Below are 24,118 nucleotides of genomic sequence, written 5' to 3'. Positions count from 1 at the left end.
TGGTCTGCGCCCGGTGCGGGAGGGAGGTGGCGGCACGGGTCGTTATACGACCTATACGCGACTGCGGTGCTGCTCCGACTGTCAGGGCACTACCGTCGATTCTACTTAGCTCGTGGACAGGCCGGGCGGCTCCGCCCGCTTCCGGCGGACACGACGACATGACAGCCCGTCGGCGCGTGGGAGGGCCGGTGACCGAGATCGACGTCCTGCTGGACGAGATCAGTCCCTACCAGAGCCGCCGCGTCGTCGTCGAGTGCGACTCCCACACCACGGCCGCGTACCTGCTCGACGCCCGTGAGCGGATCCGGGTACCGGTGTGGCTGGCCAACCACGAGGCGGCCCCCCGCGAGAGCGCGTCGGGCGGCCTCCACCGGGGTCAGGCGCCGCTCATGCCGGAGGCCCACACCAAGCACCCGCAGGGGCGTCCGCGCTTCGACCCGGCCACGCTGCGCGCGGTGTGGTTCGAGGAGGGCGACGGGGTGGCCCTGGTGGACGAGGAGGGTCTGCTCGCGGTGATCCCGGGCTGGGCGGAGGCCGACAGCGGCCTGCCCGGCTACGCGCGCGAGGCGATCGGGCGCAGCGCCTACGCCTGGGAACTGGACTCGGTGCGCGACCAGCTGTGGCCGCGCGTGGTGCACGCCGAGGCCTACTGGGACTGGCGGCGCGCCTCCGGGGCGTGGCGCAGCGTGCAGCGGACCGTCCTGAGCCACCTGAACCGCAGGGTGGGCGAGCCCGGCCACTACTGGGACGTGTCCGACGGGCACCCGCCGCTGCTGCGGGTCTCGGAGCGGCCGCCCTCGCACGACCGGCCCTTCACGGTGCTCTCCACGGTGGGGATGTGCGGGCAGCGGATGCCCACCCTGGACCGGTACATGGCCGACACCTCGAACCACGCCCGGGTGGAGCTGGCCCTGGCCACGACCCTGCCCGCGCACCACGCGGCCCGGATCTTCCGGTGGATCGGGGCCTTCCCCTGGCGTGCGGTCACGTGGTTCGGGACCGGGCACACCATCAAGTGGCTGGACAACCCCGAGGACCGCTCCATGCGCGGCGGCGCGGGCGCGGTCCTGCTCCTGGAGGACCCGACCCCGTTGGTGACCGATCCCACCCGGGTCCCGCCGGACACCTCCGGGCTGTCCTTCCAGGGCGACCCCGTGCGGTGGCTGTGGATCGTGCCGATCACCCGCCCCGAACACCTCTTCGCGAAGGAGCACGACAGCGCCACCCTGGTGGAGAAGCTGGCGGCCGAGGGCCGGAGCTGGGTCCTCGGCCGCTGAGCGGTCGGCCGTCGGAAAACCGGTTGACCCGCGTCCGGCCTTCGGGGAGGGTGCCCCGGTCGACACGGTGACCGGAGGGTGGGCTCTGATGGAGCGGGGGCACGGATGACCGCGCCGAGGGGATCGGGGCCCGGAGTCACGGCACCGCTGGCCCACGCGCCCTTCCGCGTCCTGGTGACCGGCCGGGTGCTGATGCTCTTCGGCAACGGCATGGCGCACGTGGCCCTGGCCTTCGCCGTCCTCGACGTGACCGGCTCCCTGGCCCAGGTGGGGCTCGTGGTGGGCGCCCGGTCCGTGGCCAACGTGGCACTCCTGCTGTTCGGCGGGGTCCTCGCGGACCGGCTGCCGCGCACCCTGGTGATCCAGGGCGCCTGCCTCCTGGCGGCGCTCTCCCAGGCGGTCCTGGCGCTGTCCCTGCTCAGCGGTGCGGCCACCCTCTGGCTGATGGTCGCGCTGGGCGTGCTCAACGGGGCCGCTGCCGCCGCCAACCTGCCCGCGATCGCGGCGCTGACCCCGCAGACCGTCCCGGCGTCGCTGCTGCGCCAGGCCAACGCGGTGGCCGGCGTCGCCAAGCAGCTGGGCATGTTCGCCGGGATGTCGGCGGGCGGGGTCCTGGTGGGCCTGGTCGGTCCGGGTTGGGCGATCGGTGTGGACGCGCTGCTGTTCGCCACCGCCGGGGTGGTCTTCCTGTTCCTGCGGGTGCCGTCCACGTCGGCGCGGAGCCGCGGGGTGCTGCGCGACCTGCTGGACGGGTGGAGCGAGTTCGTGGCGCGGCCGTGGGTGTGGATCATCGTGCTGCAGTTCATGGTGGTCAACGCCGGGTGGTCGTCGGTCACGGCGGTGTTGGGGCCGGGGATCGCGGACGACACGTTCGGACGGACCACGTGGGGCCTGCTCATGGCGGCCAACAGTCTGGGGCTGCTGGTCGGCGGGGTGCTCGCGGCGCGCTGGCAGCCGCGGCGGGCGCTGTTCTACGGCACGGCGCTGGTCACGCTCCAGACGCTGCCGTTCCTCGTCCTGGCCGGGCCCTCTCCGCTGGTCCCGCTGCTGTTCGCCGCGATGTTCGCGGGCGGGGTGGCGGTGGAGCAGTTCACCGTGGCCTGGGAGGTGTCGTTGCAGGAGAACGTCCCGCCCGAGCGGCTCTCCCGCGTGTACTCCTACGACGCCCTGGGGTCGTTCGTGGCGATGCCCGTGGGGCAGATCGCCATCGGGCCGGTGGCGGAGGCCATCGGCCCGGAACGGTCCCTGCTGATCGTGGCGGGGCTGACGCTGGCGGCGACGTTCGCGGCGGTCGCCACCCCGAGCGTGCGTTCCCTACGCCGTCGGTGAGGCGCGGGTGCGGCCCGGTCCGCGCCGGTCGCGCACCTGCCGGAAGACGTGGTGCAGCCGGGCCATCTCCTCGTCACTGAAGCGCTCCACGAAGCGCAGCAGGGTCGCACCGGGGTCGGGCCCGGTCTCCAGGACCTCCCCCATCACGCGGGCCGTGTACTCGGCGTGGGTCTCCCGGGCCCAGTAGACCCAGGCCCGGCCGTCCTTCTCACGGTCCACCAGCCCCTTGTGGAAGAGGATGTTGGCGACCGTCATGACGGTCGTGTAGGCGACCTCGCGGTCGTAGACCATGTGTTCCCGGACCCCGCGCACGGAGAGCGGGCCCTCCGAGCTCCACAGGGCTCCCATGATGGCCGCCTCCAGTTCTCCGAGTCCCTTCACGGTCCTCCCCACCCGACATGTCGCGTTCGTAGGCCGATCGTAGGCACGGGCGGCTCCGCCATGGGGGAGAACGGGGAAGAGCGCGCAGATCCGAACACCCCCGCCGCCGGTCACCGGCGTTTCACCGTCGGACGCGGTCCGGTGGCCGTCGGTTGCTGTCCGGTGGCCCTGCTCACGGCCACCGGCGGGAAACGTGGTGCGCACCACAGGGCGCCTGGCCGGAGACGGTCACAGGAATGCGCACCGAAAACCCCGACAAACAGGAGCAAACGCTCCATGTTGACCACGCAACGCAAAGTGACCGGCACGTAGCGACAAGGTTCGTGTGAAAGATTGTTAGGTATCTCCCAGTTTCAACTACACCGATGTTCCCGTCAGGGAGGTCGGTACAAGTAGCCTTGTACCCGACGAGTGCTGGCCAGGACAGATTCTTCCCTGCGAAGGGGAGCGACTCCGTGCTTCTTCGAGCCCGCCTTGCCAGCAGCCACCCGTCTTTCCTAATCATTCACAAGCGAGCTGCGGAAGTGGGCGATCTCCGCCGTGTCGTCTGAGGCGTCTCAACCCCTGACAGATTTCGGCCCGAACGAGTGGCTGGTCGAGGAGCTTTACCAGAAGTACCTCACCGACCCGAATTCGGTTGACAAGGCTTGGTGGAACTTCTTCGCGGACTACAAGCCCGCGGACTCGGCCAACGGGAAGGGTGGGGGCACTGCGACCGCAAAGGCGCAGACCGAGAAGGCCCCCTCCGCACCCGCGCCGAAGAAGAAGGCCACTGCGGCCCCTGCACCCAAGAACACCAACGATGCTCTCCAGGTCAACGAGGAGCGGCTGCGTGGCGCACCCGCCCGCACCGCGACCAACATGGAGTCGAGCCTGACCCTGCCCACCGCGACGAGCGTGCGCGCGGTGCCGGTCAAGCTGCTGTTCGACAACCGCATCGTCATCAACAACCATCTCCGGCGCGGCCGCGGTGGGAAGGTCTCCTTCACCCACCTCATCGGCTACGCCATGGTCAAGGCCCTCAAGGCCCTGCCCGAGATGAACCACTCCTACACGGAGATCGACGGCAAGCCCGGCGTCGCCAAGCCCGAACACGTGAACTTCGGCCTGGCGATCGACCTGCAGAAGCCCGACGGCTCCCGTCAGCTGGTCGTGCCCTCCATCAAGAAGTCCGACGAGATGGACTTCAACGAGTTCTGGAGCGGCTACGAGGACCTGGTCCGCAAGGCCCGCAACAACAAGCTGGGCGTTCCGGACTTCCAGGGCACCACGATCAGCCTGACCAACCCGGGCGGCATCGGCACCGTGCACTCCGTGCCGCGCCTGATGCCCGGGCAGGGCACCATCCTCGGTGTCGGGGCCATGGAGTACCCGGCCGAGTTCCAGGGCGCCTCCCAGGACACCCTGAGCGAGCTCGGCATCAGCAAGGTCATGACGCTCACCTCGACGTATGACCACCGGATCATCCAGGGCGCCCAGTCGGGCGAGTTCCTGCGGCGCATCCACCAGCTGCTGCTGGGCGAGGACGGTTTCTACGACGAGATCTTCAACTCGCTGCGGATCCCGTACGAGCCGGTCCGCTGGGTCCAGGACATCCACGTCAACAAGGCGACCCAGCTCGACAAGACCACCCGGGTCCAGGAGCTGATCCACGCCTACCGCGTGCGCGGCCACCTCATGGCCGACACCAACCCGCTCGACCACGAGCAGCGCAAGCACCCGGACCTGGACGTGCTGGAGCACGGCCTGACCCTCTGGGACCTGGACCGCGAGTTCCCCACCGGGGGCTTCGGCGGCAAGCAGGTCATGAAGCTGCGCGACGTGCTGGGCGTGCTGCGCGACACCTACTGCCGCACGGTGGGTATCGAGTACATGCACATCCAGAGCCCGGAGGAGCGGGAGTGGATCCAGTCGCACATCGAGCGCGAGCACGAGAAGCTCGACCGTGACGAGCAGCTGCACATCCTGCACCGGCTCAACAGCGCCGAGGCGTTCGAGACCTTCCTCCAGACCAAGTACGTCGGTCAGAAGCGCTTCTCCCTGGAGGGCGGCGAGTCGCTGATCCCGCTGCTGGACGGCGTGATCTCCAAGGCCGCCAAGGCCGAGCTGGACGAGGCCGTCATCGGCATGGCCCACCGCGGCCGTCTGAACGTCCTCGCCAACATCTGCGGCAAGTCCTACGGGCAGATCTTCGGTGAGTTCGAGGGCAACCTCGACCCGCGCAGCGCGCACGGCTCCGGTGACGTGAAGTACCACCTGGGCACCGCGGGCACCTTCCAGACCCGCGAGGGCGAGTCGATCCAGATCTCGCTGGCCGCCAACCCGTCCCACCTGGAGACGGTCAACCCGGTCGCCGAGGGCATCGTCCGCGCCAAGCAGGACGTGCTGGACAAGGGCCCGCACGGCTTCACCGTGCTGCCGATCCTCATCCACGGTGACGCGGCCTTCGCCGGTCAGGGCGTGGTGGCCGAGACGCTGAACCTGTCCCAGCTGCGGGGTTACCGCACCGGTGGCACGGTCCACGTCATCGTCAACAACCAGGTCGGCTTCACCACCTCGCCGACCGACAGCCGCTCCAGCGTGTACGCCACCGACGTCGCGCGGATGGTCCAGGCGCCGATCTTCCACGTCAACGGGGACGACCCCGAGGCCGTGGTCCGGGTCGCGCACCTGGCCTTCGCCTACCGTCAGGCGTTCAACAAGGACGTCGTCATCGACCTCGTCTGCTACCGCCGCCGCGGTCACAACGAGACCGACAACCCCGCGTTCACGCAGCCGCTGATGTACGACGTCATCGACGCCAAGCGCTCCACCCGCAAGCTGTTCACCGAGTCCCTCATCGGGCGCGGCGACATCACGGTGGAGGAGGCCGAGCAGGCCCTGCGCGACTACCAGTCCGAGCTGGAGCGGGCCTTCACCGAGACCCGCGAGGTCGAGAAGAAGCCGATCGAGCCGGGCGCCGTGGTCAAGCCCGAGGTGTTCACCGAGGCGCGTCTGGACCACTCCAAGGTCGAGACCGCCATCAGCACCGAGACGGTCAAGCGGGTCATCGACACCCAGGTGTCGATGCCCGAGGGCTTCACGCCGCACCCGCGGCTGGCGCCCCAGCTGACCCGTCGCGCCACGATGGTCGAGACCGACACCATCGACTGGGCCACCGGTGAGCTGCTGGCCTTCGGCTCGCTGCTGCTGGACGACCACCCGGTCCGCCTGATCGGCCAGGACAGCCGTCGCGGCACCTTCGGTCAGCGCCACGCCTCGCTCATGAACCGCGACACCGGCGAGACCTACACGCCGCTGAAGCAGTTCGACAACGGCACCACGAAGTTCCTCGTGCACGACTCGCTGCTCAGCGAGTACGCGGCGCTGGGCTTCGAGTACGGCTACTCCCTGACCCGGCCGGACGCGCTGGTCATGTGGGAGGCGCAGTTCGGTGACTTCGTCAACGGCGCGCAGACCGTCATCGACGAGTACATCAGCGCGGGCGAGCAGAAGTGGGGCCAGCGCTCCAGCGTCACCATGCTGCTGCCGCACGGCTACGAGGGCCAGGGCCCGGACCACTCCTCGGCCCGCATCGAGCGGTTCCTGCAGCAGTGCGCGCAGGAGAACATGACCGTCGCGATGCCGAGCACCCCGGCGAGCTACTTCCACCTGCTGCGCTGGCAGGCGAAGTCGCCGTTCGAGCGTCCGCTCGTGGTGTTCACGCCCAAGTCGCTGCTGCGCCTGAAGGCCGCGACCTCGGCCGCCGACGACTTCACGTCGGGCCACTTCCAGCCGCTGATCGGGGACGACTCGATCTCGGCGGACAAGGTCCGTCGCGTGGTCATCTGCTCGGGCAAGATCTACTACGACCTGGACGCGGCCCGCCGCAAGAGCGGTGACAAGCACACCGCCATCATCCGGGCGGAGCGGCTCTACCCGCTGCCGATCGAGGAGATCCGCGAGCAGCTCAAGGCCTACCCGAACGCGGGCGAGGTCCTGTGGGTCCAGGAGGAGCCCGCGAACATGGGTCCGTGGCCCTTCGTCGCGCTGGTCTTCTCCGAGCAGCTCGACCGCCCGTTCACCCGGATCTCGCGTCCGGCCTCCTCCGCGCCCGCGGCCGGTTCGGCCAAGCGCCACGAGGCCGAGCAGCGTGCCCTGGTGGACACGGTGTTCCCGCCCGCGGAATAGGACCGGTTCCATGTACTACACCGATCGCGGGATCGAGGAGTTGGAGAACCGCCGCGGCGAGGAGGAGGTCAGCTTCGCCTGGCTCGCCGAGCAGCTGCGGGTGTTCACCGACGTCAACCCCGAGTTCGAGACCCCCGTCGAACGACTGGCCACCTGGTTGGCCCGGTTGGACGACGAGGACGAGGAGTAGTCACGCGGAGCCGCCGTGAGCGGCGTCATCCGGCCGAGGGGCCCGGGTCTTCACCGACCCGGGCCCCTCGGCCGTTCCCGTACCCGACCCCGAGCCGTCCCTGACACGACCCTGAAATCCGCGACATATCTTGAGTTCGGCCGACTCGCGACATATCGTGAAGTCATCGAGAGCGAGCGGAAGGGATCCACGATGGCACGTTGGTCCATCGACAGTCCGACGACCCACACCCTGGACGGCATCGTCGCCCTCAAGGTGCGGATCGTCAGCGGACAGGTCAACATCATCCCGACGGACGACCCGGTCACCTTCGAGATCTCCGAGATCGAGGGCGAGCCCCTGGAGGTCACCCAGGAGGCGGGCATCCTCACCATCCACTACCAGGACCTCACCGGTCAGGGGCTGCTGGACCGGCTCAAGCCCATCCAGCTGGGCCGCTACCGCAACATCGCCTCCCGGCGCGCCACGGTCGACCTCCGGGTCCCCCGTGACTGCCCGGTCGAGGTCACCACGGCCGGGGCCCCGGTGGTCGTGGCCGGACTGACCTCCCGCACCCGCGTGCGCACCGCCACGGGCGAGGTCACCCTGGACAACGTCTCCGGGGAGACCGAGGTCAACACGGCCTCCGCGAACGCCTCCGTGCGCGCGCCCGGCGGCACCCTCTCCTTCAACAGCGCCAGCGGACAGCTCGCCGTGGCCGGCGGCCGCCTGGCCGAGCTGCGCGCCAAGACCGCCTCGGGCCACGTGCTCGTGGACACGGACCTGGCGGCCTCCGCCCGGGTCCGGGTGACCACGGTCTCCGGCGAGGTGGCCCTGCGGGTGCCCTCGGAGAGCTCGGCCTCGGTGGAGCTGCGCGCCGTCACCGGCAAGGTGGACTCGGACTTCGGTCTGGACCGGCGCAGCGCCCCGGCCCGCACCGCCCTGACCGGCAAGATCGGCGTGGGCGTCGACCCCGCCTCCATCAGTGTCAACACCGTGTCCGGGCGGACCGCGCTGCTGCGGCGCGCGCCCGAGGCCCCGGCCGCGATCCCCGAGGGGGCCTCCGAATGAGCACCGTCTTCGGCCACGGCAGACTCCGGCTCTACCTGCTCAAGCTGCTGGACGAGAGCCCGCGCCACGGCTACGAGATCATCAGCCTGCTCCGGGACCGCTTCCTGGGCGTGTACTCGCCCTCGCCCGGCACCATCTACCCCCGGCTCGCGAGGCTGGAGGAGGAGGGGCTGGTCACGCACACCGAGGAGGGCGGCCGCAAGGTCTACAGCCTCACCGACAAGGGCCGCGAGGAGCTGCGGGCGCGCGAGAGCGACCTGGACGACCTGGAGAAGGAGATCACCGACTCGGTCCGCGACATCGCCCGCGCCGTGAAGCAGGACGTCCGCGAGACCATCAGCTCGCTGCGCGACGAACTCAAGTTCGCCTCGGGTGAGGGACGCCGTGAGGGGTCCGGTGCCGGGGACCCCGAGGGGTCCGGGGACCGGGACCGCGACTGCGGCGACAACGGTATGTGGGCCCGCGAGTGGGAGCGGTTCGCCCAGGGGTTCGGCGCCTTCGGCGCGGCCTGGGGCGGTCGCGGCGACTCCGAGGGCTCGGACCGCGCGGAGCGCTCGGAGCGCTCCGACTCCGGCGACGGTCCGGGACCCGGTGGGGAGGACCGCTCCGAGTTCGAGCACGCCCTGCGCGACTTCTCGGTGAAGGTCCGCGACATGGTGCGCGGCGCTGGCCAGGTGGGCGAGTCCGCCAGCAACGACCTGCGCCGCATCCTCGACGACACCGTCGAGGTGATCCGCCGCGACATGGGCCGCTGGGGGCCGCCCGACCGCGAGGAGGGCCCCGCGTCCTCCGATGACTCCGGGACCGCTGAGCGCCCCGAGCCCCGGGCCGAACCCGAACCGGAGGCCCCGGACGCCCGACCGATGCCGCCGTCCGGCGGGGACCCCTGGTCCACCGCCACCGGCGAGGACGACCAGAAGAAGGACTGACCGAGGACCGGCCCGGGCACGGGGCCCGGAGGACCGCGCGGGGGCGTGGTCCTCCGGGCCCCTCCGTGCACGCGGTCGGCGGAGGAGGGGACCGTGTGGGTTCCGTACACGATCGAGCAGGACGAGGACGGGGTCTGGTGCGCGCGCGCCGTGCTCCGCGCGGGGGTCACCGCCCACGGCGAGGGGGACACCCCGGACGCCGCGCTCGCTGACCTGCGCGCGGCCTTCAGCCTGCTCACCGAGGAGTTCGGCTCCCCCGCCGAGCTGCTGTGAGGACCCCTGGCGCTCACACGAGGGCCAGGGCCACCAGCAGGACGAGCCCGGCCAGGGCGGGCGGGACCGTGAGCAGCCACGCCAGGACAGGGAGCAGGGTCACCAACACCGAGGCGGCCGTGTACACCCGCTCCCCCGCCGCGTTGTCGGGGCAGGCGCGACCCTCCACGGTGGCCCCGAGAGGGATCCTCAGAGATGGCGACACGACCGTCGAGAAACTTCGGGGACTCGTGTGAACGACAGGGGCCCGGAGACCGTGCTCGGTCTCCGGGCCCCGTCGTGTGGTGCCTAGCGGCGGGCGACGCCGTCCTCGCGGGCTTGGGCGGCGACGGCGGCGGAGACCGCCGGGACCACCCGGTCGTCGAACGGGCTGGGGATCACGTAGTCGGCGCTCAGGTCGTCACCGACCAGCCCGGCCAGCGCCTTGGCGGCGGCCAGCTTCATGTTCTCGGTGATGTCGGTGGCCTGGACGTCGAAGGCGCCTCGGAAGACGCCCGGGAAGGCCAGCACGTTGTTGATCTGGTTCGGGAAGTCGCTGCGCCCGGTGGCGACGACGCTCGCGTACTTGCGGGCGACGTCCGGGTGCACCTCCGGGTTGGGGTTGGCCATCGCGAAGATGACGGCGTTCTCGGCCATCGTGGCCACGACCGACTCGGGGACCTCGCCGGCGGACAGGCCCACGAACACGTCGGCGCCCTTCAGCGCGCTCTCGATGGAGCCCTGGAGCCCGGCCCGGTTACTGATCTCGGCCAGCTCCTGCTTGACCGGGGTCAGGCCCTCGCGGCCCTGGTGGATGATGCCCTTGGAGTCGGCCACGGCGATGTCACCGATCCCGCCGTCGATGAGCATCTTGGTGACGGCGACCCCCGCGGCGCCCGCGCCGGAGACGACCACGCGCAGGTCGGCCAGGGTGCGGCCGGTGAGGCGGGCGGCGTTGTGCATCGCCGCGACGGTCACGATGGCCGTGCCGTGCTGGTCGTCGTGGAAGACCGGGATGTCCAGGCGCTCGCGCAGCTTGGCCTCGATCTCGAAGCAGCGCGGCGCGGAGATGTCCTCCAGGTTGACGCCGCCGAAGGACGGCGACATGCGCACGACGGTCTCGACGATCTCGTCGGCGTCGGTGCAGTTGAGCGCGATCGGCACGGAGTCGACGTCCGCGAACTGCTTGAACAGCAGCGACTTGCCCTCCATGACCGGCAGGGAGGCCTCCGGGCCGATGTTGCCCAGGCCGAGCACGGCGGTGCCGTCGGTGACGACGGCGACCAGGTTGCTCTTCCAGGTGTAGGTCTCGACCAGTTCGGCGTTCTCGGCGATGGCGTCACAGACGCGGGCGACGCCGGGGGTGTAGGCGAGGGACAGGCCCTCCTGGTCGCTCACGTCCACGGAGGAGGTCACGTGCAGCTTGCCGCCACGGTGCATGGCGAAGGCCGGGTCCTCGTCCAGGGGGGACGTGTTCTGGGTACGCGAAGAAAAGGTGGTCACTACTCAAACCCCTCGGTCTGCTGTACGTCCGCGTCGGCCATGACGTGGACGGTGGGCCACGGAGCGCGCGCGAAGACGTCAGGGTGCCAGGGGGCCCTCGTCGGCACCGGTCGGCCATGACCGGGGTGTACGCCGGGAGGGGTGGTCTTCGCCGGACTCTTATACGAGTACTGCGCGTCCGCATCTCACGGGGATGACCCGTTACGCAATTCTCTCACAACGGTGACCGGAGGAAAATCGCGGGTCGAGAGAATAGAACGTTACTGACGTGTCGCCCCACGACACCGCATCCACCCCACGTCCCCACTGGTCGGTCCCGCGAGGACGCGGACCCACCCCTCGACCAGGCACTCCGTGCTCCCCGAAGGAGACCCACCATGGCCCTGCGCAAGCCCTTGTCCGAGCCCCGGACCTACCTCACCGCCCTGGCGACGGCCGGGGTCCTGGCCCTGGCTGCCTGCGGCAACGGAGAGGCCTCCGACGACGCGGACGCCCCCCAGGCCCCCGACGTCGCCGTCGACGAGGAGCTGGCCGCGCTGCTGCCCGACGCGGTGGCCGAGGCCGGTGCCGTCACCATCGGTGTCGAGGCCTCCTACCCGCCCGGCGAGTACCTGGACGAGGACGGCGAGACCGTGCTCGGCTTCAACATCGACCTCATCGAGGCGGCGCTGGGCAAGCTCGGCCTGGAGGCCAACTGGGAGCCCACCACCTTCGACTCGATCATCATCGGCGTCGACACCGGCACCTACGACCTCGGCGCCTCCTCCTTCACCGTCACGGAGGAGCGCATGGAGGCCGTGAACATGGTCAGCTACTTCTCCTCCGGCACCCAGTGGTTCGCCCCGGCGGGCAACCCCGAGGGCATCGACCCCGACAACGCCTGCGGCCTGCGCATCGCCGTGCAGACGGGCACCACGCACGACCACGACATCGAGGCCCGCAGCGAGGCCTGTGTCGAGGCGGGCGAGGATGCCATCACCATCGAGAAGTTCCCGACCCAGCCCCAGGCCACCGAGACCATCATCTCCGGGCTGAACGACGCCTCCCTGGCCGACCTGCCGACCTCGCTCTACGCGCTCCAGCAGACCGGCGAGCAGCTGGAGTTCATCGGTGAGCAGTACGACGCCGCCCCCTACGGTGTCGTCGTCAACCAGGAGCAGGAGGAGCTCTCCGAGGCCGTCGCCGCCGCCTTCAACGCCATCATCGAGGACGGCTCCTACGAGGAGGTCCTCGCGGAGTGGGGCATCGAGGGCGGCGCCCTGGAGGCGGCCGAGGTCAACCCCGCCGTCTAGTACGCCCGAACACCAAGCGAAAGTCTGACTGTGACCTCACCGAGCGAACCGGTGGGCGGCCCGGGGTCGAAGGAACCGACCCCGGGCCGTTCGGCCGCACCGATCACCGCCGTCCCCGTCCGGTACCCCGAACGGTGGGTGGCCGCCGGGATCATCCTGGTCCTCGCCGCGATGTTCGTGCACATGCTGTTCACGAACCCCGCGTTCAACTGGCCGTTCATGTTCGACAACATGTTCTCCGACCCCGTGCTGCGGGGCGTGTGGGTCACGCTGAGCGCGGCCGTGCTGTCGATGGTCATCGGTGTCATCCTCGGCATCGTCCTCGCGGTGATGCGCCTGTCCGGGAACCCCGTGCTCGTCACGGTCTCCTGGCTGTACACGTGGTTCTTCCGCGGTGTGCCTCGGCTCGTGCTGGCGGTGCTCTTCGGCAACATCGCCATCCTGTACTCGACCATCCACATCGGGCTGCCGTTCGACAACTACTGGATGCCGTGGCTGGGCCTGGAGGGCGACGCCCGCTTCTTCGAGATCGACGCGCGCACCCTCCTGACCGGCTACACGGCGGGCCTCCTCGCCCTGTCCCTGTCCGAGGGCGCCTACATGGCGGAGATCATCCGGGCGGGCCTGCAGTCCGTGGACAAGGGTCAGACCGAGGCCGCGCAGGCGCTCGGGATGAGCCGGAGCAAGATCATGCGGCGGATCACCCTGCCGCAGGCGATGCGGGTGGTCATCCCGCCGACCGGCAACGAGACCATCGCCATGCTCAAGGACACGGCGCTGCTCGCCTACGTACCGGTGACCATCGAGCTCTTCTACCAGCTCCAGGCGATCGGTACCCGGAGCTACCAGATCTTCCCGATGCTGGTGGCCGCGTGCCTGTGGTACCTGGCCATCACCAGCGTCCTGATGGTGGGCCAGTACTTCATCGAACGCAGGTTCAACCGGAGCGGGCGCGGCGTGCGGAACAGCATCGTGGGAGGGGCGCACTGATGGCCGACCAGACCAAGGACCAGGGGCCGGAGAGCGTCGTGGAGACCGCCGAGGGCACCGAGCTGCCCGCGGACGCCCTCGTGGTGGCCGAGAACGTCCACAAGAGCTTCGGGCGCCTGGAGGTCCTCAAGGGCATCGACCTCCAGGTGATGCGCGGCGAGGTCATGTGCGTGGTCGGCCCCTCGGGGTCGGGCAAGTCCACGTTCCTGCGCTGCGTCAACCACCTGGAGAAACTCACCGCGGGCCGCCTGTGGGTCAACGGCGAGCTCATGGGCTACCGGCAGAAGCGCGGCCGCCTGTACGAGCTGCGCGACACCGAGATCGCCGCGCAGCGCAGCGACATCGGGATGGTCTTCCAGCGTTTCAACCTGTTCCCGCACCTGACCGTGCTGGGCAACGTCATCGAGGCCCCGGTACAGGTCAAGAAGGTGCCCCGGGCCGAGGCCACCGAACGCGCCAGGGAGCTGCTGGAGCGGGTCGGGCTCCCGGACAAGGCGGACGCCTACCCGGAGCAGCTGTCCGGCGGCCAGCAGCAGCGCGTGGCGATCGCCCGCGCCCTGGCCATGGAGCCGTCGCTGATGCTGTTCGACGAGCCCACCAGCGCCCTGGACCCCGAGCTGGTGGGTGAGGTCCTGGACGTCATGCGCGACCTCGCCCGGGGCGGCATGACCATGGTCGTGGTCACCCACGAGATGGGCTTCGCCCGCGAGGTCGGTGACTCCCTGGTCTTCATGGACGACGGCGTCGTCGTGGAGTCCGGCACCCCCACCGAGGTGCTGACCAACCCCCGGCACGAGCGCACCCAGGCCTTCCTCTCGAAGGTGCTGTAGCCGCACCCCGGCGCCCGTGACCCGGTCCTCCGGGCCACGGGCGCCGGTCTGTGCCGACCCGACCACCGCCCCCCCCGGAGAGCACCGTCGCCTCCGACGCACCGTCTCCCTGGTCCGCCGCGGCCCCGGAGTTCACCGGGACGTGCCTCCGATGCCCTTGACCCAGGGGGCTCCCGCCTCCAGAGTCGTCACGTGACATCCACCTGCCGCCCGGGGAGAGGCATGGACGCGCGTACGGACAAGGTCCGCGAGCTGTGGGAGAAGAGGGCGGGAGGTTACGACGCCGGATCGCGGCTGGAACCGGCGAGCATCCGGCGCACGCGTCGGCTGCTGTGCGGCGGCGCCCGGGGGCGCACCCTCGAAGTGGCCGTGGGTACCGGGATCAACCTGGAGTACTACCCGCCGCAGGTGGTCCTCACCGGGGTGGACCTGAGCCCCGCCATGCTCGCGCGGGCCAGGGAGAGGGCCGAGGAGCAGGGGCGCCCGGTGCACCTGGTGGAGGGCGACGCGCAGCGACTCGCCTTCGCGGACCAGTCCTTCGACACCGTCCTGTGCGCGCTCGCGCTGTGCACGATCCCCGACCAGGAGCGCGCGCTGGCGGAGATGCACCGGGTCCTGGTCCCCGGCGGGCGGCTGCTGCTGGTCGACCACATCGAGTACACGCGGTTCCCGTTCCGGCTGCGCGAACGCCTGCGCAAGCACCCGCGCAGGCTGCCCCGCGCCGTCGCGGAGGAGGTCGGGTTCGAGGTGGGACACCACGACCGGCTGATGATGGGCATGGTGGAACGCCTGGTCGCGCACCGGCCCCGCTGAGTCGGGCGGCGCCCCGCCGACGCGGCGCGTACCCTGGGATCGCCCCCCAACGATGTGTTGACGGTCCGTCGCCCGGACGGCGACGCGCTGACCGCACTGGCTCCCGCGAGGGGCCCGGGCGGACCATTCGTCTCGTGTTCGCCCCCCGAGGGCTGGACACGATCCCTTCGCCCTGCGTCAGTGGCAGGGTGAAACGAGATACATTGCTCTCAAGCGGCAACCTCGCCCCCCGAAGGAGGGACGTGACCGAAGAAACCGCTGTGCCCACGGCCGACGCCACCGGTGTACGCGACGCTGTCACCGTCAACATGCCCGCCGACAGCGCTTATCTGTCTGTCCTGCGCACGGCGACGGCAGGGCTGGCCGCCCGACTCGACTTCACCCTCGACGAGATCGAGGACCTGAGGATCGGGGTTGACGAGGCCTGCGCGATGCTCCTCTCCCAGGCGCTTCCCGGCACAGAACTGACCACGGAATTCGAACTCACCCCCGACGGGATGCGCATCTCGGTCTCGGTGATGACGGCGGACGGACGCCTGCCCGCACGTGACACCTTCGCCTGGACCGTGCTTTCCGCTCTCGCCGGGGATGTCGACGCGGGGGTCGGACCGGACGACCGCGTCTACATCGTCCTGTACAAACGCCGTGGCGCCCTGGAGCCGGCGTGAGCGAAAGGGGGCCCGCTCTGACAGCGAAGACCGAGCACGCGGTGCCCGACCGGGCGCGCGCGAGAGAGTTGTTCGAGCGCCTTAACGACCTCGACGCGGAAGCGCCCGAGCGCAGGGCGATCCGCGACGAACTGGTCGAGCTCCACCTGCCCTTGGTGGAGTACCTGGCCCGCAGGTTCCGCAACAGGGGCGAGTGGCTGGACGACCTCACACAGGTGGCCACGATCGGGCTGATCAAGTCCATCGACCGGTTCGATCTGGAGCGCGGGGTGGAGTTCTCCACCTACGCGACCCCCACGATCGTCGGTGAGATCAAGCGCCACTTCCGGGACAAGGGCTGGGCGGTGCGGGTGCCGCGCCGTCTCCAGGAGCTGAAGCTCTCGCTGACCAAGGCGGTCAGCGACCTGTCCCAGCGTGAGGGGCGCTCCCCCACCGTCGCGGAGCTGGCCGCGCACCTCCAGATGACCGAGGAGGAGGTGCTGGAGGGCCTGGAGTCCGCCAACGCCTACTCGACGGTGTCGTTGGACGCCCCCGACAGCGGGGACGAGGACGCCCCTGCGGTGGCCGACTCCCTGGGGATCGTCGACGAGTCCCTGGAGGGCGTGGAGTACCGGGAGTCACTGAAGCCGCTCCTGGAGCAGCTGCCGCCCCGGGAGAAGCGCATCCTGCTGTTGCGCTTCTTCGGGAACATGACGCAGTCGCAGATCGCCCAGGAGCTCGGGATCTCCCAGATGCACGTGTCGCGCCTGCTGGCGCGCACCCTGGCACAACTGCGTCAGGCGCTCACCACGGACGACTGACCGGTGCGCGGCCGACGGCCGCGGTGACCGTTACCGGCGCCCCTCGGTGTCGGAGAACAGCACCGCGGTCGTCGGCGGCGCCAGGACGGCGGCCGCCGCGGCCACCGCGACGGCGAGCATGACGGCGCAGATCGCGTACTGCTCCCCCGTGTACATGTAGTACGCCACCACGGCCATGAAGAGCTGGGTGACGACCACCGGGGTACGGGCCCAGTCGCGCAGGTTCCAGAGCCCGTACGCGACGAAGACGAGCAGCACGCCGACCCCGACGCCGATGACGGTGAGCGGGAGCGCCGAGGAGACCGGATCGGTGGCCCGGCCGGTGATCGCTGTGTACAGGCTGTAGATTCCGGCGACCGCCGCGACCAGCCCGATCAGGGCCTCCAGCACGGCGGCGATGACGATGGTGAAGGGACGCGAAGACACCCGACGAGCCTATACGCGCTCCCGGTGTCCCCCTCTCCGCCCCGCCCCTCGGTACGCCCCGACGCCCGGCCACCCCCTTCACCACGTGACGCGTGCCCCTCCGGGGTGACTCCTGTCCGCTCCTCCCCGAGGGCACCGCACCGCCTTGGGCGTGTTTTTGTGGATGCTTTCGCTGGTGGCGGCGGAGCCGCCATCGATGTGAGCGGCCTCCAGGCAATCTCTCGCAAGCCGTGGAGCGAGAGGCAGCCCGGGGTTGGCTGTCCGAGCTTCATCGGCGCAGTGAGAGGCAGCCTGGTGGTCACGAGCGCGGAATGATCCAAAAAACACGCCCTAGACTGGCCGGGTGCGAGCCCTATTCATCGTGAACCCCCAGGCGACCACGACCACCTCCCGCACGCGCGAGGTGATCCTGGGCGCGCTGGCCTCCGAGCTGGACGTCACCCCCGTCGAGACCGCCTACCGCGACCACGCTCGCGAGCTGGCGCGGGGCGCGGCGGCCGACGGGTACGAACTCGTGTTGAGCCTGGGTGGTGACGGCACCGTCAACGAGGTCGTCAACGGGCTCCTCGCCACCCCCGAGGGCCTGCCCCGCCCCCGTTACGCCGTGATCCCGGGCGGGAGCGCGAACGTGTTCATCCGCGCGCTGGGGGTCCCCGGCGACCCGGTCGAGGCGACCGGCGCGGTCCTGGAGGCCATCCGGGCCGGGCGGGAGCGCGAGATCGGGCTGGGCCGGATCACCGGCGACCAGGACGACCGCTACTTCACTTTCTGCGCTGGTTTCGGGTGGGACGCCGATGTGGTGCAGCAGGTGGAGCAGGAACGCGGCAACGGCCGCAAGGCCACTCCGGCGCTGTACGCGGAGACCGCGGTAAAGCTGTTCTTCCAAGGGGATATCCGCGATCCGTCACTCAGCGTGTCCAACGACGGAAGGTCCCTGGAGGACGTCTATTTCGCGCTGGTCACGAACACGACTCCCTGGACCTACGCGGGTGCGCTGCCACTTCAGCCGACCCCGGCCTCACGATTCGAGCTGGGCCTGGACGCATTCGCGCTGACGCAGTCCTCGCACGCGCTGACTGGCTGGGTTCTTTCCCAAATGTTCTTCCCCAAGGGCCTTCCCGCACGTGGGGACGGGTACGTGACCTGGCATGACCAGGCCTCGCTGCGCATCTCGTCGTCCCATCCCCGGGCCTTCCAAATCGACGGTGAATACCTGGGCGAGCGGGAAGAGGTCAACTTCCACTCGGTACCGAAGGCATTACGAATCTTCTGTTAATAACGTCGAAAGCAGCCATTCCCAGCGACTGTGACGCACCCGACACGCCGAACAGGACCTTTGGCCTCGGGGACTCTTGCGTGCCCCCCGCGTTCCTGTCACGCTCAAGATATCGCCGCGAGTTACGGGCGAGTTAATTTGGGCGCTTCCCACGTGGCCGTGGGGTGAAACCTCACTTACCTCGGCCTTGACGACACCCTCCGGTGGACCCCCTCCGCCGGGCGCCCTTGCACATTCCGATCGTGAAAAGCTTCACAAATGATCGCCTCACTGTGAGGAGTGACCGCATGGACTGGCGCCATGACGCAGCCTGCCGTGACGAAGACCCCGAACTCTTCTTCCCCATCGGCGACTTCGGCCCCGCACTGAACCAGATCGAGGAGGCCAAGGCGGTCTGTCAGCGCTGCCCGGTCAGCTCCGCGTGTCTGAAGTGGGCGCTGGAGAGCGGCCAGGACGGTGGCGTCTGGGGAGGCACCTCGGAAGAGGAACGACGCCGTATCAAGCGCCGCGGCACCGCGCTTCGCCCCATGGTCCGCAGCTGACCACCCACCCCGGCTGACCGACGACCCCCGCTGGCGCGGCGGGGGACCGCGCACCCGCGCGAGGCGCCGGGCCGGGAGCGGCGCCCCCGGCCCCTCGGGCCCTCAGGGGACCTCCCGCTCCTCGTGCTCCAGGGGCAGGCTGATCGCCACCTCGGTCCCGCCGGAATCCTTCGGCTTGATCGCCAGGGTCCCCCCGAGCTCGCCCACGATCAGGGTCCGCACGATCTGCAGGCCCAGGCTCGTGGTCCCCTCCAGGTCGAAGTCCTCCGGCAGTCCGCCGCCGTCGTCGGAGACGGCCAGCTCCAGACTGCTCGGCCCGGGATGGCCCGGACCGGTGTCGAACCGGCGCACCCGCACCTCGATCAGCCCCGGCCCCTGGCCCAGGCCGTGCTCCACCGCGTTCTGCACCAGTTCGGCCAGCACCATCGACAACGGCGTGGCCACCAGCGCGTTCAGCAGCCCGAAGTGGCCGTCGCGCCTCGGCACCACCGCCTGGCCCGTGGAGGACACCTCCGCCGCCATCTGCATGACCCGGTCCGCGATGTCGTCGAAGTCCACCACCTCGTCCGGGGTGTGCGAGAGCATCTCGTGCACGATCGCGATGGACCCCACCCGGCCGACCGCCTCGTCCAGGGCGGCCCGCGCCTCGGGGATGTCCAGGCGTCGCGACTGGAGCCGCAGCAGCGCCGCCACCGTCTGGAGGTTGTTCTTCACCCGGTGGTGGATCTCCCGGATGGTGGCGTCCTTGGTCATCAGCTCGCGCTCGCGCCGCCGCAGCTCGGTGACGTCGCGGACCATCACCAGCGCGCCGATCCGCACCCCGTCGATCACCAGCGGTATGGCCCGCAGCTGCACGGTGACCCCGCGCGCCTCGACCTCGGCCTCCTGCGGAGCGCGTCCGCTCGCCGTGTAGGTGAGGTTCTCGTCGCGGGCCTCCCCCTGCGCGGCCAGTTCCAGCGTGGTGCGGTCCAGGCGGGCGCCCACGAGGTCGGCGGTCAGGCCCAGGCGGCGGTAGGCCGAGAGCGCGTTCGGGCTCGCGTAGACCACCTCGCCGTTCTGGTCCAGGCGCAGCAGGCCGTCACCCACCCTCGGTGAGCGGACCATGAGCGGCCCCTGGTCGCTGAACGGGAAGGCGCCCTCCGCGATCATCTGGGCGAGGTCGCCCGCGCTCTGGAGGTAGGTGAGCTCCAGGCGGCTGGGCGTGCGCGCCGAGCTGAGGTTGGTGCTGCGCTGGATGACGGCGATGAGGTTGCCCTCGCGGCGGACCGGGATGGTCTCCTCGCGCACCGGGACCCCGCCGGACCAGTCCGGGTCGCCGTCACGGCAGATCCGGCCCTCGCTCCAGGCGCGGTCGATCAGGGCCCGGCGTCCGACCACCCGGGGCGCCGAACGGGACGTGACATCGGTCATGTCGTCCCGGAGCACCGCCTCCACCAGGTCGTCCTGGAAGGCGGTCGGGCCGGTGGTGGGTCGCATCTGCGCGATGGCGATCCATCCGTCGTCCTCCCGTAGGCGCACCCACAGCACGAGGTCCGCGAAGGAGAGGTCGGCCAGGAGCTGCCAGTCGGAGACCAGCGAGTGGATCCACTCCAGGTCCGCCTGCTTGAGTGACGTGTGGCGGCGAATGAGGTCGCTGAGGTGAGGCACTCACAAATCATCCCATGAAGCCGTGCATACTCAAGGGACACGCACTCGACCAGTGGTCCACACCAATCGACGGCCGGAAGGCGGCCGCACCGACCACGTCCTGGCGGGGCGCGGAACGCGGCGGAGGAGACTGATGACTGGTCAGCACACACTGGACGGCAACCCCAGAGTGCCCAAGTACTACCAGGTCAAGAAGCAGCTGCTGGAGCTGATCGAGGCGATGCCGGCGGGGAACCCGGTCCCGCCCGAGCGCGCCCTGGCCACCCAGTTCGGCACCTCGCGCACCACGGTGCGCCAGGCCCTGACCGAGATGGTCGTCGAGGGCCGGCTGCTGCGCATCCAGGGCAAGGGCACGTTCGTGGCCAAGCCGAAGGTCGCGCAGATCCTCCAGCTGACCAGCTACACGCAGGAGATGCGGGCGCACGGCCTGCACCCGGCGACCCGCATCCTGGACGTCAGCTACATCAACGCGGACGACCAGCTCGCGGAGCTCCTCGCCATCCGTTCCGGCGGCCGCGTGCTGCGCATCGAACGGCTCCGGCTTGCCAACGGCGAGCCCATGGCCGTCGAGACGGCCCACCTGGCCGCGCGGCGCTTCCCCGGACTCCGGAGGCAGCTGGACCGCTACGCGTCGCTCTACGAGGCTCTCGCGAGCGCCTACGACGTCTCCCTCGCGGAGGCGGAGGCCTCCATCGAGACCGTCCTCGCCACTCCCAACGAGGCCCGCCTGCTCGGCGTGGACGTGGGCCTGCCCCTGGTCCTGCACTGCCAGCACAGCTTCGACGGCGACGGGCACCCCGTGGAGTGGGTCCGCTCGCTGTACCGGGGCGACCGCTACAAGTTCGTCACCCGGTTGCGCCCGCCCCGGGACTGACCCCCTGCCGCCTCCGTGGCCCGGACGGGACCCGCCGTGACGGGCCCGGACCGGGACGCGCGTCGGGACCCCGGCCCGATCACCCGCGCGCGAGCACGCAGGCGAGGGCGTCGACCACCTGGGGGTCGTACTCGCTGCCGGTGTCCATCCGCAGCCGCTCCACGACGGCGGCCCGGCGCTCGGCGTCGCCGTTCTCCCCGACCAGGTCGTCGAAGGCGTTGGCGACCTTGATGACGCGGCTGCCCAGCGGGGGCACGCCCTCGTCGCCGTCTCCGGCCAGCGGCTCGCACTGGCGGCGGACCATCTCCGCGACGTTGTCCAGCACCCCGGTCTCCCGGATGATGGCCGACCCCAGCTCCGCTATCCGGCGCTGCTCCCTCGGTGAGGACAGCACGGTGGCGCCGCCCGCGATGGGCTCGCGCAGGGAGAGCTGGCCGATGTCGTGCATCAGCGCCGCGTACTCCAGCTCCAGCAGCTCCGCCTCGGCCAGTCCCAGTTCGCAGGCGATGCCGTGGGAGAGCTGGCTGACCCGCCGCGAGTGGCCGTTCTCCACGTAGCCGCCCACCTCGGTGACCCGGGACAGCGCCCGTACCGTCTCCAGGTACGTGCGGCGCACCTCGGCGTGCCTGCGGAAGGCCACCTGCGAGACCAGCAGCGGGGCGAGGAAGACCAGCAGCCCGACCAGGCCGGTGACCGTACAGGCCAGCGCGATCAGCACACCGCTGGAGGCGATCGCGCCACCGGTGGCCACCTGCGCCCGGGCCTCGTCGCGCATGGCCACGACCAGCCGGGTGCGGAGCCGTTCGGCGCGCAGCAGGGCGGAGACCGCCACGTCCAGCGACCACGCCAGGGCGACCAGGACGGTCATCATCAGGGCGACCACGACCGAGGGCCCGGTCAGGGACAGGGCCTCCACCAGGGGCCGGAAGGCGACGGCGAGCAGCAGCGCGGTGAGCACCCTGCGCGCGACGTCCTCCAGCCGGGGGCCGTGGCCCACCGCCACGTGCGGGAGTTCGCCCAGGGCCACGCCCAGGGCGACCACGGCCACCACCTGCCAGGCGGTGTGGTGTATCGCCTCGCCGCCGAGGCTGAGCAGGAACGCGTACGCGATCGCACCGGCCAGGGCGATCGGCGCGGACTCCCGGTGCCCGGGCAGCGTGATCCGGGCCAGTTCGCCGCCGGCGATGACCAGGCAGAAGGCCAGGGCGACGTAGGGCTGGTGGAACCCGGTCGCGGCGGTCCACACCAGGGCGGCGAGGGAGGCGGCGCCCACCCCGCCCACGAGCAGGGCCCGGAAGGGTCTCGCGGTGCGCCAGACCGGCCCCCCGGAGCGCTGGTGGCCCAGGGCCCCGCCCTCGGGGCCGCCGGGGTGCGGCCCGGGGAGCGCCCCGTCCGACTGCCTCTGCGTCATCACCGGTCCTGGCCCCCCGTCACCGCGGCCGCCGACGTGGACTCGGCCACCGTCGCCGTCCCGCTCCGCTGCGGTGCGGACGGTACCGTCGCGCCCGTGTCGCCCGACTCCGGAATGCCGGAGGCGCCGTAGCAACCGCCCGGCGGCTCCGCGATGTCCGGGGTCTCCCATCCCTCACGGGTGACGGCCCGGACGAGGGCCTCCACCATCCGGGGGTCGAACTGACTGCCCGCGCACCGCCGGAGCTCCGCGATGGCGTCCTCCACGGACCACGCCTTGCGGTAGGAGCGCGTGGAGGTGAGGCAGTCGAAGACGTCGGCCACGCTGATGATCCGGGCGGACTCGGGGATCTCCATCCCCACCAGCCCCATCGGGTAGCCGCGCCCGTCCAGGCGCTCGTGGTGGTGCCTGATGCCCGCGAGCGCCTCGTCCAGGAAGCTGATCTCGCGGACGATCTCGTACCCGCGCGTGGGGTGCAGCTTGATCGCGGCGTACTCGTCGTCGGTGAGCTTGCCGTTCTTCTGGAGGACCTTGGTGGGCACGCCGAGCTTGCCGATGTCGTGCAGCATGCCCGCGTACCGGATCTTCTGCACCCGCTCGGCGGGCATACCCAGCTCGGCGGCGATCATCGCCGACCCCTCGGCCACGCGCATGCAGTGGCCCCGGGTGTAGTAGTCCTTCGTCTCCACGGCCTGGCACAGGGTGGCCAGGGTGGCCTCGTGCGCCCGCGCCTCCTCGGTCTGCTGTCCGAACACCCACCGCGCGATGAACAGCGGCAGCAGGACCAGGAGCGGGGCGATGATCCCCACCGCGCCCCAGATGGCCGCGATCGCCAGCCCCAGCATCTGGTAGCCCACGGAGGCGACCTCCAGGGCGGCCAGCGGGCGCCAGCGCAGCGGCCCCGCACCGGCGGGCCGGGTGACGCCCAGGCACCACATGAGGGCGCCGATGAGCACCGAGTTGAGCAGCGTGTGCGTCAGGACCGCGACGACGTACGGCAGGACGATGCCGGGGAAGTCGGACTGACCCGGCACCCCCACCGTGCCTCCGAGCAGGAGGTAGACGTGTCCGGCCGCGTAGGCCGCCAGCGCGAACTGGGCGCCGTTGAAGGCCCGCTTGACCGGGCCCTGTCGGCGGATCGCCAGGCAGGACGCGAATCCGACCACGGCCGCGCCAGCCGGCCCCACCAGCACGACGGCGGCCAGGGCCACGGCCGAGCTGGGTGAGATTCCGGCTTCCTTGACGTCGACGACGACGTGTGTGCTTATCGACTCCGCGACGACGAAGAGGACCGCGATGAGTACCAGGGTCCCCAGGTCGATCCCCGCGTAGGGACCGACGAGCATGATGGCGACAGCACTGACAACGATGATCCCGACGTAGACACGCGCGCCCCAAGGAAGAGCCCGCACCCCCGTTCACCCCCCACCGACGACGACCGGACTGTCATGGTTTCACCGGTTCTGTT

At 70.5% G+C, this 24,118-nt stretch carries 23 protein-coding genes; 16 read left to right on the top strand and 7 right to left on the bottom strand.

Annotation, left to right across the window (positions count from 1 at the left end; translation table 11 throughout):
* Positions 1-188: 188 nt before the first annotated feature.
* Together AC0VYM_RS06005 and AC0VYM_RS06000 are read left to right on the top strand one after the other, a co-directional pair.
* A complete protein-coding gene (locus tag AC0VYM_RS06005; RefSeq protein WP_475459873.1) occupies positions 189-1,277 on the top strand; it encodes a suppressor of fused domain protein in 1,089 nt (362 codons plus the stop codon).
* 105 nt (positions 1,278-1,382) lie between these two features.
* A complete protein-coding gene (locus tag AC0VYM_RS06000; RefSeq protein WP_475459871.1) occupies positions 1,383-2,606 on the top strand; it encodes an MFS transporter in 1,224 nt (407 codons plus the stop codon).
* On the opposite strand, the gene AC0VYM_RS05995 is transcribed toward AC0VYM_RS06000, so the two are convergent.
* Positions 2,592-2,987, bottom strand: a complete 396-nt coding sequence (locus AC0VYM_RS05995) for a BlaI/MecI/CopY family transcriptional regulator (RefSeq protein ID WP_475459868.1) — start codon at positions 2,985-2,987, stop codon at positions 2,592-2,594. The genes AC0VYM_RS06000 and AC0VYM_RS05995 overlap by 15 nt on opposite strands.
* A 540-nt stretch (positions 2,988-3,527) precedes the next feature.
* On the opposite strand from AC0VYM_RS05995, the gene AC0VYM_RS05990 reads away from it, so the two are divergent.
* The 5 genes from AC0VYM_RS05990 (at position 3,528) to AC0VYM_RS05970 (ending at position 9,599) form a co-directional block, all read left to right on the top strand.
* Positions 3,528-7,157 carry a multifunctional oxoglutarate decarboxylase/oxoglutarate dehydrogenase thiamine pyrophosphate-binding subunit/dihydrolipoyllysine-residue succinyltransferase subunit gene (locus AC0VYM_RS05990; protein ID WP_475459866.1) on the top strand — a complete coding sequence of 1,210 codons (3,630 nt, stop codon included), beginning with the start codon at positions 3,528-3,530 and terminating at the stop codon, positions 7,155-7,157.
* 10 nt (positions 7,158-7,167) lie between these two features.
* Positions 7,168-7,347 (top strand): DUF6104 family protein, encoded by a 180-nt coding sequence (locus AC0VYM_RS05985; protein ID WP_378743195.1) that lies wholly within the window; start codon positions 7,168-7,170, stop codon positions 7,345-7,347.
* 192 nt (positions 7,348-7,539) lie between these two features.
* The gene (locus tag AC0VYM_RS05980; RefSeq protein WP_475459864.1) at positions 7,540-8,397 is read left to right on the top strand and encodes a DUF4097 family beta strand repeat-containing protein; all 858 of its coding nucleotides are present in this window, start codon (positions 7,540-7,542) and stop codon (positions 8,395-8,397) included.
* Entirely contained in the window at positions 8,394-9,326 is a 933-nt protein-coding gene (locus AC0VYM_RS05975; protein WP_475459862.1) for a PadR family transcriptional regulator, read from the top strand. The genes AC0VYM_RS05980 and AC0VYM_RS05975 overlap by 4 nt, the downstream gene beginning before the upstream one ends.
* 93 nt (positions 9,327-9,419) lie before the next feature.
* A complete protein-coding gene (locus AC0VYM_RS05970; RefSeq protein ID WP_475459859.1) occupies positions 9,420-9,599 on the top strand; it encodes a hypothetical protein in 180 nt (59 codons plus the stop codon).
* A gap of 13 nt (positions 9,600-9,612) precedes the next feature.
* Here AC0VYM_RS05970 and AC0VYM_RS05965 read toward each other — a convergent pair whose 3' ends face one another.
* Positions 9,613-9,768, bottom strand: a complete 156-nt coding sequence (locus AC0VYM_RS05965; protein WP_475459857.1) for a hypothetical protein — start codon at positions 9,766-9,768, stop codon at positions 9,613-9,615.
* A 119-nt stretch (positions 9,769-9,887) separates the two neighbouring features.
* On the bottom strand, positions 9,888-11,081 hold the full coding sequence (locus AC0VYM_RS05960) for an NAD(P)-dependent malic enzyme (protein WP_475459855.1): 1,194 nt from the start codon (positions 11,079-11,081) through the stop codon (positions 9,888-9,890).
* A 377-nt stretch (positions 11,082-11,458) separates the two neighbouring features.
* Here AC0VYM_RS05960 and AC0VYM_RS05955 point away from each other — a divergent pair, with 377 nt between their 5' ends.
* From AC0VYM_RS05955 to AC0VYM_RS05930, 6 genes are all read left to right on the top strand, one after another.
* Positions 11,459-12,373, top strand: coding sequence for an ABC transporter substrate-binding protein (locus AC0VYM_RS05955; RefSeq protein ID WP_475459853.1), 915 nt, complete (start codon positions 11,459-11,461; stop codon positions 12,371-12,373).
* Between the two features lie 30 nt (positions 12,374-12,403).
* Positions 12,404-13,363: an amino acid ABC transporter permease gene (locus AC0VYM_RS05950; protein ID WP_475459851.1), complete on the top strand. Its 960-nt coding sequence runs from the start codon at positions 12,404-12,406 to the stop codon at positions 13,361-13,363.
* Positions 13,363-14,193 carry an amino acid ABC transporter ATP-binding protein gene (locus tag AC0VYM_RS05945; RefSeq protein ID WP_475459848.1) on the top strand — a complete coding sequence of 277 codons (831 nt, stop codon included), beginning with the start codon at positions 13,363-13,365 and terminating at the stop codon, positions 14,191-14,193. The genes AC0VYM_RS05950 and AC0VYM_RS05945 overlap by 1 nt, the downstream gene beginning before the upstream one ends.
* Positions 14,194-14,415: 222 nt before the next feature.
* The gene (locus AC0VYM_RS05940) at positions 14,416-15,006 is read left to right on the top strand and encodes a class I SAM-dependent methyltransferase (protein ID WP_475459846.1); all 591 of its coding nucleotides are present in this window, start codon (positions 14,416-14,418) and stop codon (positions 15,004-15,006) included.
* Positions 15,007-15,248: 242 nt separating this feature from the next.
* Positions 15,249-15,674 carry an ATP-binding protein gene (locus tag AC0VYM_RS05935; protein WP_026128903.1) on the top strand — a complete coding sequence of 142 codons (426 nt, stop codon included), beginning with the start codon at positions 15,249-15,251 and terminating at the stop codon, positions 15,672-15,674.
* 41 nt (positions 15,675-15,715) lie between these two features.
* A complete protein-coding gene (locus AC0VYM_RS05930) occupies positions 15,716-16,474 on the top strand; it encodes an RNA polymerase sigma factor SigF (protein ID WP_475462952.1) in 759 nt (252 codons plus the stop codon).
* A gap of 30 nt (positions 16,475-16,504) precedes the next feature.
* Here the strand turns inward: AC0VYM_RS05930 and AC0VYM_RS05925 are convergent, their stop codons facing one another.
* Positions 16,505-16,900, bottom strand: coding sequence for a hypothetical protein (locus tag AC0VYM_RS05925; protein WP_475459844.1), 396 nt, complete (start codon positions 16,898-16,900; stop codon positions 16,505-16,507).
* A gap of 343 nt (positions 16,901-17,243) precedes the next feature.
* Here AC0VYM_RS05925 and AC0VYM_RS05920 point away from each other — a divergent pair, with 343 nt between their 5' ends.
* Both AC0VYM_RS05920 and AC0VYM_RS05915 read left to right on the top strand, forming a co-directional pair.
* Positions 17,244-18,176, top strand: coding sequence for a diacylglycerol/lipid kinase family protein (locus tag AC0VYM_RS05920; protein WP_475459842.1), 933 nt, complete (start codon positions 17,244-17,246; stop codon positions 18,174-18,176).
* A 287-nt stretch (positions 18,177-18,463) separates the two neighbouring features.
* Complete coding sequence (locus tag AC0VYM_RS05915; protein ID WP_475459840.1) at positions 18,464-18,718, top strand: WhiB family transcriptional regulator; 255 nt, start codon at positions 18,464-18,466, stop codon at positions 18,716-18,718.
* 102 nt (positions 18,719-18,820) lie between these two features.
* Here AC0VYM_RS05915 and AC0VYM_RS05910 read toward each other — a convergent pair whose 3' ends face one another.
* Positions 18,821-20,365, bottom strand: coding sequence for a sensor histidine kinase (locus AC0VYM_RS05910; protein WP_475459837.1), 1,545 nt, complete (start codon positions 20,363-20,365; stop codon positions 18,821-18,823).
* A 133-nt stretch (positions 20,366-20,498) separates the two neighbouring features.
* Between AC0VYM_RS05910 and AC0VYM_RS05905 the strand changes: the two genes are divergently transcribed.
* Positions 20,499-21,239, top strand: coding sequence for a GntR family transcriptional regulator (locus AC0VYM_RS05905; RefSeq protein ID WP_378743223.1), 741 nt, complete (start codon positions 20,499-20,501; stop codon positions 21,237-21,239).
* 79 nt (positions 21,240-21,318) lie between these two features.
* On the opposite strand, the gene AC0VYM_RS05900 is transcribed toward AC0VYM_RS05905, so the two are convergent.
* Together AC0VYM_RS05900 and AC0VYM_RS05895 are read right to left on the bottom strand one after the other, a co-directional pair.
* Positions 21,319-22,650 carry an HD-GYP domain-containing protein gene (locus tag AC0VYM_RS05900; protein WP_475459835.1) on the bottom strand — a complete coding sequence of 444 codons (1,332 nt, stop codon included), beginning with the start codon at positions 22,648-22,650 and terminating at the stop codon, positions 21,319-21,321.
* The gene (locus AC0VYM_RS05895) at positions 22,650-23,996 is read right to left on the bottom strand and encodes an HD-GYP domain-containing protein (protein ID WP_475459832.1); all 1,347 of its coding nucleotides are present in this window, start codon (positions 23,994-23,996) and stop codon (positions 22,650-22,652) included. The genes AC0VYM_RS05900 and AC0VYM_RS05895 overlap by 1 nt, the downstream gene beginning before the upstream one ends.
* Between the last annotated feature and the right edge of the window lie 122 nt (positions 23,997-24,118).

It is taken from the genome of Nocardiopsis sp. iso_237 (assembly GCF_056173345.1).
The sequence above is the reverse complement of the archived record's forward strand: the minus strand, read 5'-3'. Positions and strand labels throughout refer to the sequence as shown.